Annotated in this window: 14 protein-coding genes; 2 read left to right on the top strand and 12 right to left on the bottom strand. The window is 73.0% G+C overall.

Annotated elements, in window-relative coordinates; genetic code table 11:
* Positions 1-44: 44 nt before the first annotated feature.
* Together OG435_RS06940 and OG435_RS06935 are read right to left on the bottom strand one after the other, a co-directional pair.
* Positions 45-1,400 (bottom strand): FAD-dependent oxidoreductase, encoded by a 1,356-nt coding sequence (locus OG435_RS06940; RefSeq protein WP_266875943.1) that lies wholly within the window; start codon positions 1,398-1,400, stop codon positions 45-47.
* Between the two features lie 52 nt (positions 1,401-1,452).
* The gene (locus tag OG435_RS06935) at positions 1,453-2,097 is read right to left on the bottom strand and encodes a DUF305 domain-containing protein (RefSeq protein WP_266875941.1); all 645 of its coding nucleotides are present in this window, start codon (positions 2,095-2,097) and stop codon (positions 1,453-1,455) included.
* An 85-nt stretch (positions 2,098-2,182) separates the two neighbouring features.
* Between OG435_RS06935 and OG435_RS06930 the strand changes: the two genes are divergently transcribed.
* A complete protein-coding gene (locus OG435_RS06930; protein ID WP_430625591.1) occupies positions 2,183-3,664 on the top strand; it encodes an LVIVD repeat-containing protein in 1,482 nt (493 codons plus the stop codon).
* On the opposite strand, the gene OG435_RS06925 is transcribed toward OG435_RS06930, so the two are convergent.
* From OG435_RS06925 to OG435_RS06885, 9 genes are all read right to left on the bottom strand, one after another.
* Positions 3,661-4,299, bottom strand: a complete 639-nt coding sequence (locus OG435_RS06925; RefSeq protein ID WP_266875937.1) for a TetR/AcrR family transcriptional regulator — start codon at positions 4,297-4,299, stop codon at positions 3,661-3,663. The two genes, OG435_RS06930 and OG435_RS06925, sit on opposite strands and share 4 nt — an antisense overlap.
* A gap of 37 nt (positions 4,300-4,336) precedes the next feature.
* A complete protein-coding gene (locus tag OG435_RS06920; RefSeq protein WP_266875935.1) occupies positions 4,337-5,053 on the bottom strand; it encodes a phosphatase PAP2 family protein in 717 nt (238 codons plus the stop codon).
* Between the two features lie 118 nt (positions 5,054-5,171).
* On the bottom strand, positions 5,172-5,867 hold the full coding sequence (locus tag OG435_RS06915; protein WP_266875933.1) for a vWA domain-containing protein: 696 nt from the start codon (positions 5,865-5,867) through the stop codon (positions 5,172-5,174).
* Positions 5,868-5,896: 29 nt separating this feature from the next.
* Complete coding sequence (locus OG435_RS06910) at positions 5,897-7,078, bottom strand: hypothetical protein (RefSeq protein WP_266875932.1); 1,182 nt, start codon at positions 7,076-7,078, stop codon at positions 5,897-5,899.
* The gene (locus OG435_RS06905; protein ID WP_266875931.1) at positions 7,075-8,541 is read right to left on the bottom strand and encodes a protein phosphatase 2C domain-containing protein; all 1,467 of its coding nucleotides are present in this window, start codon (positions 8,539-8,541) and stop codon (positions 7,075-7,077) included. Before OG435_RS06905 ends, OG435_RS06910 begins: the two co-directional genes overlap by 4 nt.
* Positions 8,538-9,884, bottom strand: a complete 1,347-nt coding sequence (locus OG435_RS06900; RefSeq protein ID WP_266875930.1) for a hypothetical protein — start codon at positions 9,882-9,884, stop codon at positions 8,538-8,540. Before OG435_RS06900 ends, OG435_RS06905 begins: the two co-directional genes overlap by 4 nt.
* Complete coding sequence (locus OG435_RS06895; protein WP_266875929.1) at positions 9,881-12,061, bottom strand: hypothetical protein; 2,181 nt, start codon at positions 12,059-12,061, stop codon at positions 9,881-9,883. The genes OG435_RS06900 and OG435_RS06895 overlap by 4 nt, the downstream gene beginning before the upstream one ends.
* Positions 12,061-12,933, bottom strand: coding sequence for a hypothetical protein (locus OG435_RS06890; RefSeq protein WP_266875928.1), 873 nt, complete (start codon positions 12,931-12,933; stop codon positions 12,061-12,063). Before OG435_RS06890 ends, OG435_RS06895 begins: the two co-directional genes overlap by 1 nt.
* Positions 12,934-13,130: 197 nt before the next feature.
* The gene (locus OG435_RS06885) at positions 13,131-13,820 is read right to left on the bottom strand and encodes a Crp/Fnr family transcriptional regulator (protein ID WP_266875927.1); all 690 of its coding nucleotides are present in this window, start codon (positions 13,818-13,820) and stop codon (positions 13,131-13,133) included.
* 247 nt (positions 13,821-14,067) lie between these two features.
* Between OG435_RS06885 and OG435_RS06880 the strand changes: the two genes are divergently transcribed.
* The gene (locus tag OG435_RS06880; protein WP_266875926.1) at positions 14,068-14,505 is read left to right on the top strand and encodes a Pycsar system effector family protein; all 438 of its coding nucleotides are present in this window, start codon (positions 14,068-14,070) and stop codon (positions 14,503-14,505) included.
* A gap of 41 nt (positions 14,506-14,546) precedes the next feature.
* Here OG435_RS06880 and OG435_RS06875 read toward each other — a convergent pair whose 3' ends face one another.
* Positions 14,547-15,485, bottom strand: coding sequence for a M56 family metallopeptidase (locus OG435_RS06875; protein WP_266875925.1), 939 nt, complete (start codon positions 15,483-15,485; stop codon positions 14,547-14,549).
* Between the last annotated feature and the right edge of the window lie 54 nt (positions 15,486-15,539).

The raw sequence follows: 15,539 nt of genomic DNA, 5'->3' as shown, positions 1-15,539 counted from the left end.
GGTCCTGGGGTGGCCCTGGGGCAGCCCGAACCCGACGCGGGGGATCAGTCCGTGCCGCCGGCCGCCGCCAGCAGGCCTTCCCAGTCGGGGATCTTGACGGAGCGCCGGCCCAGGGAGCGGCCCAGTTCCGCCTCCGCCGTCTCGATGGCCAGCCACCCCGGCCACCGGACCGGTCGCAGCCCGGCCTCGCGCAGGGCCTCCAGCGGGTCCCGCTCGCGGTCGCGCCGGGCCAGCGCCCCCGCGTCCTGGAGCAGGGAGGAGGCCGTCTCCTTCGCGCAGGGCCGGTTGGTGCCGATGACCCCGGTCGGGCCGCGCTTGATCCAGCCCGCCACGTACTCGCCTACGCTCGCCCGGCCCTCCCGGAGCACCCGGCCCGCGGCGTGCGGGACCGTACCGCGCCGCTCGTCGAAGGGCAGCCCGGCCAGCGGCACGCCCTGGTACCCCACCGAGCGCAGGACCAATTGCGCCGGGACGTCCTCGTAGACCCCGGTGCCGGTGACCCCGCCGAGGCCGTCGGGGGCGGTCCGCTCGAAGCGCATCCCGGTGACCCGGCCCTCCGGTCCGCCGAGCACCTCCACCGGGCGCAGGAAGAACCGCAGCGCGATCCGCCGGTCGCCGCCCGTCGCCGGAGCCGCCGCCCAGCCGCGCAGCACCTCCACGTTGCGCCGGTTCACCGCGGGCAGGGCCGCGCCCGGGTCCGCGTACGCCGGGTCGAGGGCCAGTTCCGCCGGGTCGGCCACCGCGTCCACGCCCGGCAGCGTGGCCAGCTCGCGCAGCTCCTTGGTCGTGAACTTGCCCTGGGACGGCCCGCGCCGGGCCACCATGTGGACCGTGCGCACCCCGCTGGCGCCGAGCGCGCCCAGGGCCGGCTGCGGCATGTCGGTGTGGGCCAGCTCCGGTACGCCCCGGGCCAGGATCCGGGTCACGTCGACCGCCACGTTCCCGGCGCCGACCACGATCGCCGCATCCACCCCGGGCAGCCCGAACGCCTCGGCCGCGGCGTCCGGATGGCCGCTGTACCAGGCCACGAAGGCCGTGGCGGAATGCACCCCGACGAGGTCCTCGCCGGGGATGCCGAGCGTCCGGTCCCGGGCCGCGCCGACGCAGTAGACCACCGCGTGGTACAGCTCCAGCAGCCGGGTGGTGGGCAGCGCCTCCCCGCCGACCTCGACGTTCCCGAGGAAGCGGATCCGCTCGTCCTCCAGCACGGTGCGCAGGCTGCCCTGGAGGGACTTGATCTTCTCGTGGTCGGGGGCCACCCCGTACCGCACGAGCCCGTACGGAGCCGGCAGCCGGTCGAGCACGTCGACCCGGATCCCCGGCACCTCACGCTGCTGTACGAGTGTCTGTGCGGCGTAGACCCCGCTGGGGCCCGATCCGACGACGGCGATACGAAGCACGGCCGAGCTCCTCCCGCAGGTGTTCCCAGCATGACACCGGGTGCCGGGGCCGTCAGCCCATCGCGCGCATCCGGTGGATCTCGGCGGCCTGGGTGGCCGCCACCTCGTTGGCCATCTCCTCCACGGCGGCGTTGTTGCCCGCGGCCAGGACCTCGCCGGTCATCTTCAGGGCGCCCTCGTGGTGGGCGGTCATCAGGGCGAGGAAGAGCCGGTCGAAGTCCGGCCCCCTGGCCCCGGACAGCTCCTTCAGTTGCTGCTCGGTGGCCATTCCGGGCATGGCCGCGTGGTCGTGGCCTCCGGCGGCGGCGCTGGGCGCCGGGTTGCGGGCCGCCCACCCCTCCATCGCGCCGATCTCGGGCTTCTGCGCGGCCGCGATGCGCTCCGCGAGCCGCTTGACCCCGTCGGCCGAGGCCCGGTCGGGGGCCAGAGCGCTCATGGTCAGCGCCTGCCCGTGGTGTTCGATCATGTTCCGCACGTACGCTCGGTCCGCCGTGTTGGGGGTGTCGTCGGGCAGCTCCTTCGCCGCCTGTTCGGGGGAGAGGGTGCGCGCCTTCTCGCCGGGTCTGCCGGGGGCGATCACCGCCGGCTTGCCGTCGGCCGCGGCGCCGCCGTCGCGGCAGCCGGTGAGGGGGAGCAGGAGCCCGAGGGTCAGGGCCGCTCCGACGATTCGCCGGAGTGAGACTTTCGCCATGTCCATGCAAAGGACCATACTGCCGGGGTCCGCTTTCCGTTCCCACCACGGGCGGAACCGACCGGACCTTTGGGAGGGCACAGTGACCTCGATGCACACCAGCAGAGCGCGGCGCACATCCCTGGGAGTGGCCGCGGCAGCGGCCGGACTCCTCACCTCGTTACTGGCGGCCGGACCCGCGGCCGCCACCCCGGACCCGGGGGACCTGCTCCCGGGCGCGGGTGCGCCGCAGAGCGCCGCCACCGCGGCCGGCGAGGGGCGGGAGTTGGCGCCCGGCGAGATACCCGGCCAGGACGAGATCGTCCACAGCCGCAACATCAAACCCCTGGCCAATATCCCGAGCACCGATCCGACCCAGGTCAACTCCGATATGGCCTTCCAGGGCAAGTACGCCTTCGCGGGCAACTACAACGGCTTCGTGATCTACGACATCGGCAACCCCCGGGCGCCGAAGAAGATCACCGAAGTGCTCTGCCCCGGCGGGCAGAACGACATCTCGGTCGACGGCGACCTGCTCTTCCTGTCCACCGACTCCTCGCGCAGCGACGACTCCTGCAACAGCGTCTCGCAGCCCGCCACGGAGAAGTCCTCGTGGGAGGGCATCAAGATCTTCGACATCAAGGACAAGAAGAACCCGAAGTACATCAAGTCCGTCGAGACTCCGTGCGGTTCCCACACCCACACGCTGGTCCCGGGCGGCCGGGACGCCTACCTCTACGTCTCTTCGTACAACCCGAACGACGCCTTCCCCGACTGCAAGCCGCCGCACGACGGCATCTCGGTCGTGAAGGTCCCCAGGAAGAACCCGACGCAGGCCGCGGTCGTGGGCTTCCCGGTCCTCTTCCCCGACGGCGGCAACCCGGGCGCGCCCACCAACCCGGGCGTCTCCAAGACCACCGGCTGCCACGACATCACCGTGCTGCCCTCGAAGGACCTCGCCGCGGGCGCCTGCATGGGTGACGGCATCCTCTTCGACATCAGCAAGCCCGAGCAGCCGCGCGTCATCGACCGCGTCCAGGACAACGTCAACTTCGCGTTCTGGCACTCGGCCACCTTCAACGAGCGTGCCAACAAGGTGGTGTTCACCGACGAGCTGGGCGGCGGTGGCGGCGCCACCTGCAACGAGGCCACCGGCCCCACCCGGGGAGCCGACGGCATCTACGAGATCACCGGCCGCGGCGACCAGCGCAAGCTCGTCTTCAAGAGCTACTTCAAGATCCCGCGCCCGCAGGCCGACACCGAGAACTGCGTGGCCCACAACGGCTCGCTGATCCCGGTCGGCGGCGGCCGCGACATCATGGTGCAGGCCTGGTACCAGGGCGGGATCTCCGTCTGGGAGTTCACCGATTCCACCAAGCCGAAGGAGATCGCCTACTTCGAGCGGGGCCCGCTGACCACCGACAAGCTCGGTCTCGGCGGCTCCTGGTCCGCGTACTACTACAACGGGCACATCTACTCCAACGACATCGTCAAGGGCCTCGACGTGCTGCGGCTCGACGACTGGCGCACCGACAGTGCCAAGTGGGTGCGGCTGGACCGGCTCAACGTGCAGACCCAGCCCGAATACCACTAACGGGGCGAGGGAAACGTTCCGCCGGGCGGTCCACCGTCCGGCGGGACACCCAGCTCCCAGTCCAGCCCGTACCGCTGGAACAGCTCGGCCCGCAGCCGGGCCGCCGGCATCGGCGCCCCCGGCAGCAGCACCGCCACCACCGCGCCCATCAACAGGGCCCGCAGCAGCGGGTAGTCGGTGTCCACGTCCGCCGATCCGTACCGTACGACGGTGTCCCGCAACAGCTCCGCCAGCCGCTGCTGCTCCGAGCACTGGACGAAGCCCTCCGCCTGCAGGATCCCCGCCATGTGGGTCCGCATCAGCCGCGGCCGGTCCATGGCCAGCCCGAGGATCGCGTCGATGGCCCGGGCCAGGCGCTCCCGTCCGTCATCGGGTCCACCGGGCCGGGGCTCCCGCTCCAGCGCCGAATCCAGCGTGAGGTGCATCAGCCGGTGCACGGCGGACTGCAGGAGCTGGCGCTTGCCGGGGAAGTAGTAGGACACCAGGCCGCGGGCGGCTCCCGCCCGGTCGGCGATGTCGCCGAGGGTGGTGGCCTCGTAGCCGCGCTCCGCCACGAGCTCGACCGTGGCCTGCAGCAACCGCTCCCGGGAACGCCTGCGCAATTCTTCATTGACCGATGCGCTGCGCGGGGACATGCTTGCTCCTGCGTTGACTGGCTCGCGGCCAGTATACTCAGCGCGCCGGACCGCCTGCTCTGGGCGACACGGGGGATCGCCCAGAGCAGGCACCGTCCGAGACGGCGAGCGCCACGAGCACCGCGCCCAGCAGCCAGCCCGCCACGACGTCCGAGAACCAGTGGACGCCGAGGTAGATCCGGGTGAAGCCGACCCCGAGGACCGAGACCGCCGCCAGGGCGACGAGCAGCGCCAGGGCCGGGCGCGGCAGCGCGCGCTCGCGCGGCAACGATTGCGCGGCCGGCCGCGCGGAGCCCTGGGCGGCCAGCCATCCGAGCAAGCCGCAGACCGTCGTCGCCGTCAGGGCGTGCCCCGACGGATAGGAGGCGTAGTCCGCGGTGACGACCGGGTCCGGCCAAACCGGCCGCTCCCGCCCCACCAGGAACTTCAGTCCCTGACTCACCACCGAGGCCGCGACGGTGGCCACCGCGATCCGCAGCGCGCACCGGCCCCGGCCCCGCCACCACAGCCACAGGCAGACCGCACCCGCCAGGGCCCGCATGGTCCACGGGTCCCAGACCCAGTCGCTGAGCACCCGCATCAGCCGGGTGACCCCGGGGTGGGAGACGGCGTAGGAGTGCAGCCCCCGCGCGATCCACCCGTCGAGCGACAGGAGCGGACCCCAGCCGAGGGCCACCAGGACCGTCAGGACGGCCGAGGCGCCGAACAGCGTGCACACCAGCGGGTTCCGCCACCGTACGTGATCGTTCCGCATACGGAGATCCTCGCACCGCGCGCCCCGGCCGGGTGGCTCCCGCCCCGCCCCGGCGCGCCCGTGAAGGGTGCGCGGGGGCCCGTGCGCCCGTACCCGGTACCGCCGTTCGGCCGCGGGATCAGTCCACGAAGTCCAGGGGCACGCTGCGGTACCCCTTGACCTCCTCCGGTACCTGGAGCTGCTGCACCCGGGCGGAGGCGACCAGGGAGTTCAGGAGGCTGCTCATCGCCTCGGACAGCGCCTCGCCGGTGGACTGGGCCTCGTCCTGCGCGAGGTAGGCGGCCACCGTGGCCAGGCTGCGCAGCATGGACTCGGACGCGGCGCCGAACCCGTAGGTGATGACGTGCGGGCGGGGCTTCCAGGCGGGGTCCCGCAACGTCTCCAGGTCCTGGTGCCAAATGCCCGCCGGTGCGTCGGTGGGCGCCCCGTCCGTGAGCAGGAAGACGACCGGGCGCAGCACCTTGACGCCCTTCGCCGACAACTGCTCGACGTCCTCGGTGATGCGGGTACGGAGCAGTCGCAGCATCGGCCCGATGTTCGTGAGGCCTTCACAGGTGACGGTCGGCAGGCTCTCCATCAGCTCTATGTCGGTCATCTCGGTGACCACGTGCGGCTGCGTGTTGAAGGAGATCACCGAGAGGTGGATGAACTCCGAGAGCAGCGGGCTGGTGTAGAGCGTGTCGTAGATCTTGAGCAGGGTGGCGTTCAGCAGCGGCTCGTACTTCGCCATCGAACCCGAGGTGTCGAGCACGACGTACGCGGGCAGTCCCTTGGCGCCGAACCCTGGTGGCCGGGTGTCCTGGGCCTCGGTCATGGTGGTTCCTCTCTCGTCCGGTGTGGGGGTCACACCAGGCCGTAGCCGAAGTGCGTGACGCAGTAGGCGATGCCCAGCAGGGCCAGGAGCCAGCCCGTGACGGCACGGGCGCGGTGCTTGCGCGGGCGGGTGGCGGGCGGGCGGTACGAGCCCGGTCGCGGCGGCCTGCCCGCAGTCGCCCCGGTTGCCGTGGGCCCGGCTGCCGTCGCCCCGGAGGGTGTGGGCGCGGTCGGCGAGGCGTCCGTTCTCCGGTAGGCGGCCGGTCCGACCTTGATCTCCCCCGTGACATTGCTGCTCGGAGCCCGGCCGGCCGGCGCGGTATCGGCGGAGCTGGGCCGCTCAGGCACGCTCAGCAGCAGCGCGTGCATCAGCTGCTCCGGGCTGGGCCGGCCGGTCTCGTGCGCACTGGTCAGTGCCTGTTCGAGTGCCGAGGTGAAGGGGTTCACCCCGATCGTGCGCACGAGTTGGGCGTGTGCCACCAGTGGGTCGTCGCGGACTCCGGTGAGGCAGCGCACCGTCAGCATGGCGATCTTGTACCGGTCGCTGTACGGAGTGAGGGGACGTCCGGGCGCGGCGAAGAGCGGGTCCTCCCACTTGGGGGACTCCACCCAGTCGCGCGTCCCGATGCCGCAGGTGTCCATGTCGATGACGAAGGCGTCACCCGTGTCCTCGTCCCAGAAGGCGTTGCGGTAGGACCAGTCGGCATAGACCACGTCATGGCGGGCGAACAGGGCGGCGACGGAGAGGAGTTGATGCATGGTCCGGAGCCGCACCTGCGTGGACGCGGGGGTGATCCCGCGCTTGCGGCAGGCCTCGGGGTCCTGGACCAGCCAGTCGAGCACGAGCGGAGCAGGCTCGTGCACGCCCCATGGCGTCCGCAGTCGAGCGTAGAAGCGCTCGGGAGCCTTCGCCATCACCACGCCGACGACCTCGCCGCCGTCGGTGATCCGCGAGACGGGCCAGGACACGCACCGGTCCACGAGGTCGCGGTCCGCCGGGGACATCAGGCCCGGCATGGAGACGAGCGTGTCCAACGCTTCGGCCTGTGCGGATTTCGGCGGCGACTTGTACAGCTTGGCGAGCCAGCCGGGACGGCCGTCGATCTCGTGGACGAGCCGCGACTCGCCGTTCTCCGTGGAGACCGTAGCCCCCTCCGGTACCCCGGAGAGCGGGACGGTCGGCGGGAACGGGCTCTGGGACCAGGTCTTCACTCGGTCTCCTCGTCCGCGCACCAGACGACGACGGCGGTGCGGTCGTCCTGCATCTGGGCCTGTTCGAACCCGACGTCCATGAGGAACCGGCCGACCTCGGGCGGGCCGGCCCAGCGCCCGGCGAACCAGTCGCGGGCCGTCGGTCCCGATTCGAGGGCGTCACCCACTCCGTCGGTGGTGACGGCCAAGGCGCTGCCGGCGCGGAGTTCGACCGTCCGGTACGCGGCGAGATCCGGAGTGTGAGGCAGGAAGCTTGACACCGAGGAGGGGTCGTAGCCGCTCTTGCCGTCACCGATGAGCCGTTCCCACGCCCCCTTCTCCAGCCGCCACGCCGTCGCGTCCGCGATCGCACCCAGCCAGACCCGGCGCGCCGTCCCGGGCTCGGCGTGGGCCGGAATCACGGCGACCGCCGCCACGGCCCGCACGTCGTCAGCCGTCCAGCCGCGGGCCTCGGCCGCCGCGTACATCTGCTTGGCCGCGGCGAGGAACACCTGTGCCCGGTCGAGCGATTCCGGGCCCGTGCCCGAGTCGAGCGCCTCGCGCACTGCTCCGACCAGCGCGGACACGGCGACCTGGGCTCCGATGTCGGAGTGGCGGCTGTCGGACATGCCGTCCGCGACGGCCACGATCAGATGGTCTCCCGAGCGGTCGCGGCCGATCCGGTACGCATCCTGGCGCGGGAGGGCCCGGGCCCGGTGGCCGGGGCCGATCACCGAGGCGGCCCGCAGGACGAGCCCGCCGAGTTCGGCCCGGTCGGCCACCAGCCCGTGCGGTGCCGGCCGTTCCGGCAGGAGCCAGGGTGCGTGGAACGCGCGCGAGGGCTGCGCCAGGACGGGGAATCCCGAGGGCTCGGTGCCGGGCGGTACGGATTCGGGTTCGGGGCCGGGTTCGGGACCGGGATCGGGATCGGCATCGAGGTCGGCATCGAGGTCGGGGTGGGGAGGGAGGCCGACCTCCGGCCGGACGGCGGGCCCCGACGCGGACCCGGGGTCCTCGGACTCCGGGTGGACGGAGCGACCGGTGGGGGAGCCTCCCGGACCGAGCGCGGGCCGCGGTGCCGGGAGTACGGGGTCCCGGTCGGGCGCCCGGCCGGTTCCGGCCGCGCCGTCCACCTCTTGGGTACGGTCCGCGGGCCGGCCCTGCTCGTACGGACGGCTTCCGCTCCCCGTGCCCCGGTCGGGCCTGGCCGCGACCCCGGTTCCCACGTCGCCGGCGTGGCCCTCCCGGGTCTCGGCGTCCGGCCTCCGGGCGAGCCGGTGCCACGCCGCGGTGACCAGCGCGCCGCCCGCCACGACGGAGCCGGCGAATCCGCGGGCACCGAACATCAGGATCCCTCCCGAGAGCAGTGCGGTGAAGAAGACCGCGAGCGTGAGCGCCAGCCGGCCGCGCCGGCCGGTCCGGCGGGCTCGGCGTACGGGCCCGCCCGAGGGCAGGGCCCGGTGCTGCCCCTGGCGCCCGCTCACCCGACCCCGCCGCGCGGTCCGCGCCGCCGGGCACCGACCGCGGTCGTCCCCGTGACGTTCGAACCGGTGCCCTCGTCCGGAGCGGAACCCGAGCCGGGGTCGGCAACGGGTTCCGGAGCCGGTTCGGCGGCCGTGCCGTACTGCGCCGGGTGCGGCGGCTCGGCGGCAGGGGGCGCCGGGACGGGAGCGGGTTCCTGCGGCGGTACGGCCACAGGTGCAGGCGCAGGTACGGGTTCAGGCGCGGGCACGGGCGCGGGTCCAGGCACGGGCGCCGGCACCGGACCGGCCCCCGCGGGCCCCGCGGCGGCCGTGCCACCGGAATGTGGGCGATGGCGAGGCCGGGGCGGGGCGGTGGCCGTCGCCTGCGGGACCAGCAGGCCCGGAACCACGGAGGGCGCCCCGGCGCCGTTCTGGAGCGGCGCCGGGACGCCCGCCTGCGCGGCCGTGGTGAGAGCGGTCTGTCCCGACGGCTCACCCGGGTTCGATCCGAACAGCGGCGCCGGGCGGTGCATCTCCTCCCACATCCGCTGCGCCTCGGCCGGCTGGATCAGTCCGGCGTCGATCATCTCCTTGAGCATCTGCATCTTCTGGGCCACCGCGATGTCGTTGCGGTTGCCGACCTCCAGCATGATCTCGTGGAGCTTGGAGGGGTCCTGGCCGATGAGATGGATGAAGAGGCCGCCGTCCCCGCGGGCCGCCGCCAGCAGGGCCTCCTCCCGCTTCGTCTGGCGTACCGCGGCCAGGTCCTGGGAGGTGCTCTCCTTGACGTGCACCGCGTGCTCCATCACGGTGTCGAACTCGGTCTGCTTCAGGGCGCGAAGGTGCTCGGTCGCCTGCGCGTCGAGGGAGAGCCGGACGATCAGGGCGTCGACGGTGATCCCCGTCGGCAGGGTCTTCGGCTGCGCGCAGAGGGTGCCGCGCACGAACCGGTCGAAGTCGACCAGCCGTTCGATGCCGTACTGGGCCGCCCAGGGCCACAACTCCGTGCGCATCGCGACGGACACCTCGGAATGGGCCTTCGCCACGCTCTGCATGCGGCGCCGCACCACCTCGGCGGGGTCGGTCACCCGCCAGCGGGCCTCGAAGGTGGTTTGGAAGGGGAAGCCGCCGGTCCCGCTGGGCAGCTCCGCGTTCCACGTGATGGTGTGATCGCCGAGGTCCACCTCGTACCGGTAGTGGTACTTCTTGATGCTCAGCATCGAGGGCACGCGGTCGAGACGCACGAGCTCGCCGTCCCGGGTGCTGTACAGCACGGCCTGACCGGGTTCCACGGTCTCGCCCCGGTCGCCCAAGCCTACGGGCCTCGGGCCGATGAAGAGCAGGTTTGACTGGCGATCGCTCACGGCGTCGGGTTCCTTCCGTCCAGATGGGCCAGGACTGCGTGTCCGGTGAGGGGTGCGCTACGGCCGTCGACTCCGCTGACCCACCGCTCCGCGCGGTGGCGCACGAGCAGCAGGGTGCGCGGATCGGACGCGATCTCGCCGATCAGCGTGGCCAGTACGGCGCGTCCGCGGGGAAAGGTCTCGACGAGCTGAGCCCAGTCGGTCAGTGCCTCGTGCGCGAGCTCGTACAGCACGGATCCGATGGCCACGTGCCACAACCCGGCTATTTCGCTGCGGAGTTCACCATCGGACTCGGTGACGGCGAGCAAGGTGTGCCACAGCGCGGTGGTACCGGCGTCCGGGCCCGCGGAGGGCCGGTGCTCGACGAGGTCCGAAGTGGCACAGAGGAACGCCACGATGCCGGTCAGGCGGCGGTCGATGCCGTGGACCCCGGAGATCCACTGGCCGAGCAGGTCCAGGGCGTCCCGCCGGTGCCGGCCGCCGTCGAACGCGATGTACTCGGTGAGGCTCTGGCAGAGCGCCGCGATGACCGGGACCTCCTCCGACTCCGCGAGCTGGTGCATCCAGGCCCAGGTGCGATCGACGCCGTCGCGCTCGAAGACGACCCGCCAGGCGCGGGCGGCCGTCGCCTGGTACTCGGGCTCGCTCCGGCTCCAGGCCATCACCAGGTTGTAGGCGGCCTGTTCGTGTCCGCTCTCCCGGGCGGCCACCCCCAGCACGGTCGCGGCGGCGTCGCGCAGCTCCGAGTCCTCGGACTGGGCCCAGGGCAGCAGGATCCTGGCCCGCACGGTCTCGAACGCGTGCTTGGTGAGCACTCCGGCGGCGACGGCCGCGCGTACGCCTACCGTGGCGAGGGGGCCTCCCGCGGAATCCCGCAGCCATTCGGGCAGGGCCGTACGCATCTCGTCGTACTCGCTCCACACGTGCTCCAGCACCTGGAGCGCCGTCTCGGGCTTCTGGAACCGGACCACCTTGCCGCGGGCTCCGCCGTGCCGGGTGGAGACCTCGGACTCGACGAGCGCGCCGTGGACGGCGGCGAGCCGGGCGGTCCGGGTACCGCCGAGCGCCGTGCCGCGGGGGCGGTCGGGGTTCTCCGGGCTCTCCTCGGTCTGGAGCCTGTCCTCCAGGTCCCGGGCGAGTGCGGCGACGATCTCGTACGCCTCGCCGCCGAAGGCGGAGACCGCGACGGCCAGGCACTGTTCGGTCAGCTGCGGCATGCGCTCCAGCCAGTTGGCCAAGGCCTGGCCGCGAGGCAGTTGCCGGCGTTCCCGGACCCTGGCGGCGATGCCGTCGTCGGGCAGGACTGACGCGGCGTCCGCGAGCTCCCGCCCCAGATCGGCGGCGTCCGTCAGGGGTTTGCCGCCTTCGAGTTCGTCCCGCAGGAGCCCGACGATGTCGGGGCGGGCCAGGATCTGGCGGCCACGGGCGATGGCCGCCAGGCCCAGGTGCCACAGGAAGTGGGATTCCGCGACGACCGGTCCGTGGCTGGTGTCGCCCAGCCCGACGGCATCCCGCAGCACCTCGTGGTCGGGGAGCAGCGTGTGGTCTTTGAGGGTGATGACGAGCCGGCAGTTCCGCGCGCGCAACTGCGCTTCGAGCCGGCGCAGTTCAAAGGCGGTGAGCCGGTCGGCGGAGGACTGGGGCAGGTCGGCGAGGACCAGCCCGGCACCCTCCACGAGATCGTCCGCTTTGACGCGCCACAGCTCCGTCTCCTCGGAGACCACCAGCAGGACGCGGTGGCCCAGCTGGTCGAGCGAGGCGAGGGCCGCGGCGGCCTTGCCCGATCCGTCGGGCGCGCGTAGCAGGACGAGGGGACGGTTGCGGACGGCGGAGACGAAGGAATCGAAGCCGGAGGGACTGACGAAGGCGCCGCGCACCTCGTCCAAGGCCTCGTCGGAGAGCCGGTAGAAGGAGCGCAGTGCGGCTCCTTCGGGCGACAGGTTGTACACGTTGTTGTCGCCGCCGAACACCTGGGCGGCCTGCACGCGCAGGCTGCTGACGGCGTCACGTTCGGCATCGAGGCGTTCGCCGGAGGCACCCCGGGTGCCGCGCAGCGCGGAGAGCCCTTCGCGCAGACCGTGGCGGGCATCACCGGCCGGGGCGTCCCCGCCGCCGGGCGCCGGTTCCGGGGCGGCGACCGGGGCCGCGGCCGGGGGAGCCGCCGCGTCGTCTCCCATTACTCTCCCCTTCCGTCGGGCCCGGGACCGTGGGGACCGCCGGAGCCGCCGGACCCCCGTCCGCCGGTGAACTCCCCTCCGGCTGGGTCCGACTGGAGGTCGGCGAAGCTGAAGGCCTGCGGGCCGTGGACGTGCTGGTCCCCGCCGAAGACCTGGCCGACGCGCTCGAAGACGGCCCCGGCGAACGGGCCGCCCGCGGCGGGGCCACCGGCGCCGCTCCCGGGCGCCGCACCCGGTGGAGCGCTGTCGTCGCCGGTCACGGGCGGCTCGCCGTCGATGCCGGGCGGGACGCTGTAGCCGGGGACCCGGACCCAGGCGCGGGCCCCCTGGATCTCCTTGGCGTCGAAGGCCACCCGGCGGAAGGACTCCCGTACGACCGAGGGGTCGTCGTGCCGCACCACCCGGCGGTACCACTCGTCCGAGACCGCGAGCGCGAGTCCGGATCGGACGCCCTCGGCGAGCGCGGTCCGCAGCGGGGCGATGTCCGCGAGCCGGCAGGCCGTGTTCAGCTCCTCCCCGACCCAGCCGTGCCCGTCTTCGGCCACGTCGCCGTCGTGCAGGGCGACGCGCAGCCGCATGGCGCCCTCGTCGCTGCTCAGCGCTGCGTGTTCGCGGAGGCGGTGGTGCAGCAGCTCGACGAAACGGCCCGTCAGGTCGGTCTTGTCGACATCGGCGGGCAGCAGCCAGAAGAAGCCGTCGCCCCGGTCCACGGGCGGCGGACCGCTCTCGTGGTCGATGCCGGCCTCGCGGAACGCGGAGTCCACGAGGGCGTAGAGCGCGGAGCGCAGCCGGACCTGTACGGGATTGCGTCGCTTGCCGAACTTCTCGATGTCGACGACGAGGATGCAGTAGTGCTGGGACTTGGGTCTCATGTGCTCCGTCCTTCTCTTTCCGTACGGCGCCGCGGACGACCGGCCCCCTCCTGACGGTGGTCCGCGGCGCCCACCTCAGGTCTACGCGCCGTCCGCGGGGGCCGCAGCGTCAGATGGCGCACAGGACGCACCGGGCGCACGGGACGCACCGGGCGTACCGGGGACTCGGGGCGGCCCGTGGTGCGGGACCTGCCGGTTCATTCCTGTGCCCGGCGCCGTATCCCCTGGAGATCGAGTACGAGGGTGCGTCCCCGGCTGGTGCTGACGAGGCCGGAGCCCTGCAACGCGCGCAGGCAACGCACCACCGATTCCCGGGAGATGCCCGCGGCGCCCGCCAGCTCCTGCTGGTTCATCCGCACTTCGATGGCTCCCGGCGGGTCCGGTACGTCGACGCCGTGCCGCACGGCGGTTTCGAGGAGGACGTGCGCGAGCATCGCCGCGGCGGTCCGGGCCCCGTGCTCGGTGCGCAGGCCGTCGGAGTCGCGGAGCCGGGCGATGACGCTGCGCAGGACGGCCAGGGTGAGCGTGGCGTGCGAGCTCAGCACGCGCTGGAAGGCCTCGGCGCCGATGACCACGCCCTCGAGGCGTTCGATCGCGGTGACCGTGGCGGAGCGCACGGTGCCGTCCAGGCAGGAGAGTTCACCGACGAGTTCGCCCGGCCCGCGCAGCGCCAGGACACTGGTGTACCCGTTGTCCGACTCCGCGGTGATCTTGGCCAGCCCGCTGACGACGAGGACGACGGAGTCGGGAGGACCGCCCTCCCCCATGAGTCGGTCGTGACGGTTCCACACACGGATCCGGCCGGCTCCACGCAGGAGGAGTAACTCGTCCGCCGTGAAGGGCTCGTGCGCTCCGGACCGGCGGTTTCCGGCTCCGCGTGGTGTCACTGGTTCTCCCCCCTTGGGCCCAGGCGGTCGAACAGTAGTACGCGAACCGGGGGCGGGCTCCTTCACACGTCGTTCTGCGTCGGTTGACGCAGATCATTTCGCCGCGCGGCGCGATGCTGCGGCGTGGTACCGGACCATCGGCGAGGAGAGGTAAATGTCTGATCCAGCCCCGGTTTCGCCGTCACCGCAAGCTCCTCCCCAATCGGCGCAGAACCCTACAGAGACGGCGTGGCGCATCCACGCCGCGTTGATCGACTGGACCGGAAAGGTTGACGCGAAAGCAGCGTTCGCGCTGACCATCGAATCGGCGGTACTCGCCTTGGCCGCGACCCTCTCGCGGCCCCTCGCCGACCTCGGCGGCGGCCGGCGAGCCGTCTTCCTCGCGGGCGGGGCGGTGGTCGCCGCGGCCGCGTTGTTCGCGATGGTCGCGGTCTTCCCCCGGATGAGCGGGCGTACGGCCCGACGCTTTTCGGCCGGCGATCTCGTCTACTTCGGCCACATCCGGCACTGGGATCCGGCCGAACTCGCCCTCACCCTGAGGACGGTGGATCCGCTCCCCTCGCTGAGTCGTCAGCTCGTCGCGATGTCACGGGTCGCGTGGCGCAAACACCGCTGCGTACAGGCGTCGTTGTGTGCCGCGGCCGTCGGCGCCGCGCTCCTCGCGGTGTCCGTGGCCGTTCCCTAGGGAGATGAAGGGGGACCGGCGAAGCCTTGCGGGCCGAGCCCTCAGCCCAGTGCGGTCAGGCCCGGGCCGAACGCCACCAGGAGGGGGATCGCCGGAGCCAGCGTTGCCAGGGCCGTCAGGCGCAGGCGGTGTACGGGCGACAGGCGGGGCGCGGCCGCCAGGAGTCGGCGGACCCGTTGGGGGACGTGCGCGTGCGGCGCGGGGGACGGGCCGAAGACCCCGCGGTCCTCGTTCAGGCCGATCAGGGCCAGCGCCGTGGTCAGGCGTCCGTACCGGCGCGAGGCCACGTCGTCGGCCGCCAGCTCCACCAGCCGGTGCATCTGCGCCTCGAACGCGGCGAAGACCGGGACCTGCGGGAACCCCCCGGACAGCGCCCGCGAGCAGTGCAGCAGCCAGTCGTGCCGGGCCGCCGCGTGCCCCTGCTCGTGGGCCAGTACGGCGTCCAGCTGACTCCCCTTGAGCCGGCCCAGAGCCGCCGTCGTGACCACCAGCTGCGGGGCCGGACCCGGCAGCCACCAGCTGTCGGGCCGCTGCCCCTCCAGGACCACGAGCCGCGCCCCGGAGGCCTGCTCCCCGGGCAGCAGGGGAGCCCGCAGCAGCAGTTCGGCGCCCTGCGCACGCCGCCGGGCGCGGGCCCGCAGGATCTCCCGGGCCAGCATCGCCCCGGTCCACAGCCCGCCGCCCGCCAGGGCGACGGCGGTGCCCGCGGCCCAGAGCCCGCCCGCGGCGTCCAGCGCGTAGGCGTCGACCACGCCGTGCGGGGCCGGGGCGAACAGCCGGCCCCGGACGGCCTGCCAGGCGGCGGCCGCGCTCAGCAGCATCGACAGGGCGAAGCACAGGAGCACGGCGCCCACCACGCACTGCCAGGCCCACAGGGCCACGACGGGCTCGTGCTCGGGCCACTCGGCCCGGGCCAGCAGGCGGGGTGCGAGCACCGCGGTCAGGGCGCCGAGCAGCAGGAGAACGGCGGGGACCATCATGGGCTCAGCCTAGGAGTGCGCGACTACCTGCGGGTACGGGTCCGGGCCAAGGGT

The organism is Streptomyces sp. NBC_01264 (assembly GCF_026340675.1).
In the GTDB taxonomy this organism is placed as follows: Bacteria; Actinomycetota; Actinomycetes; order Streptomycetales; family Streptomycetaceae; genus Streptomyces.
Note: the sequence above shows the minus strand (reverse complement) of the source record. Positions and strands in the feature narration are given on the sequence as shown.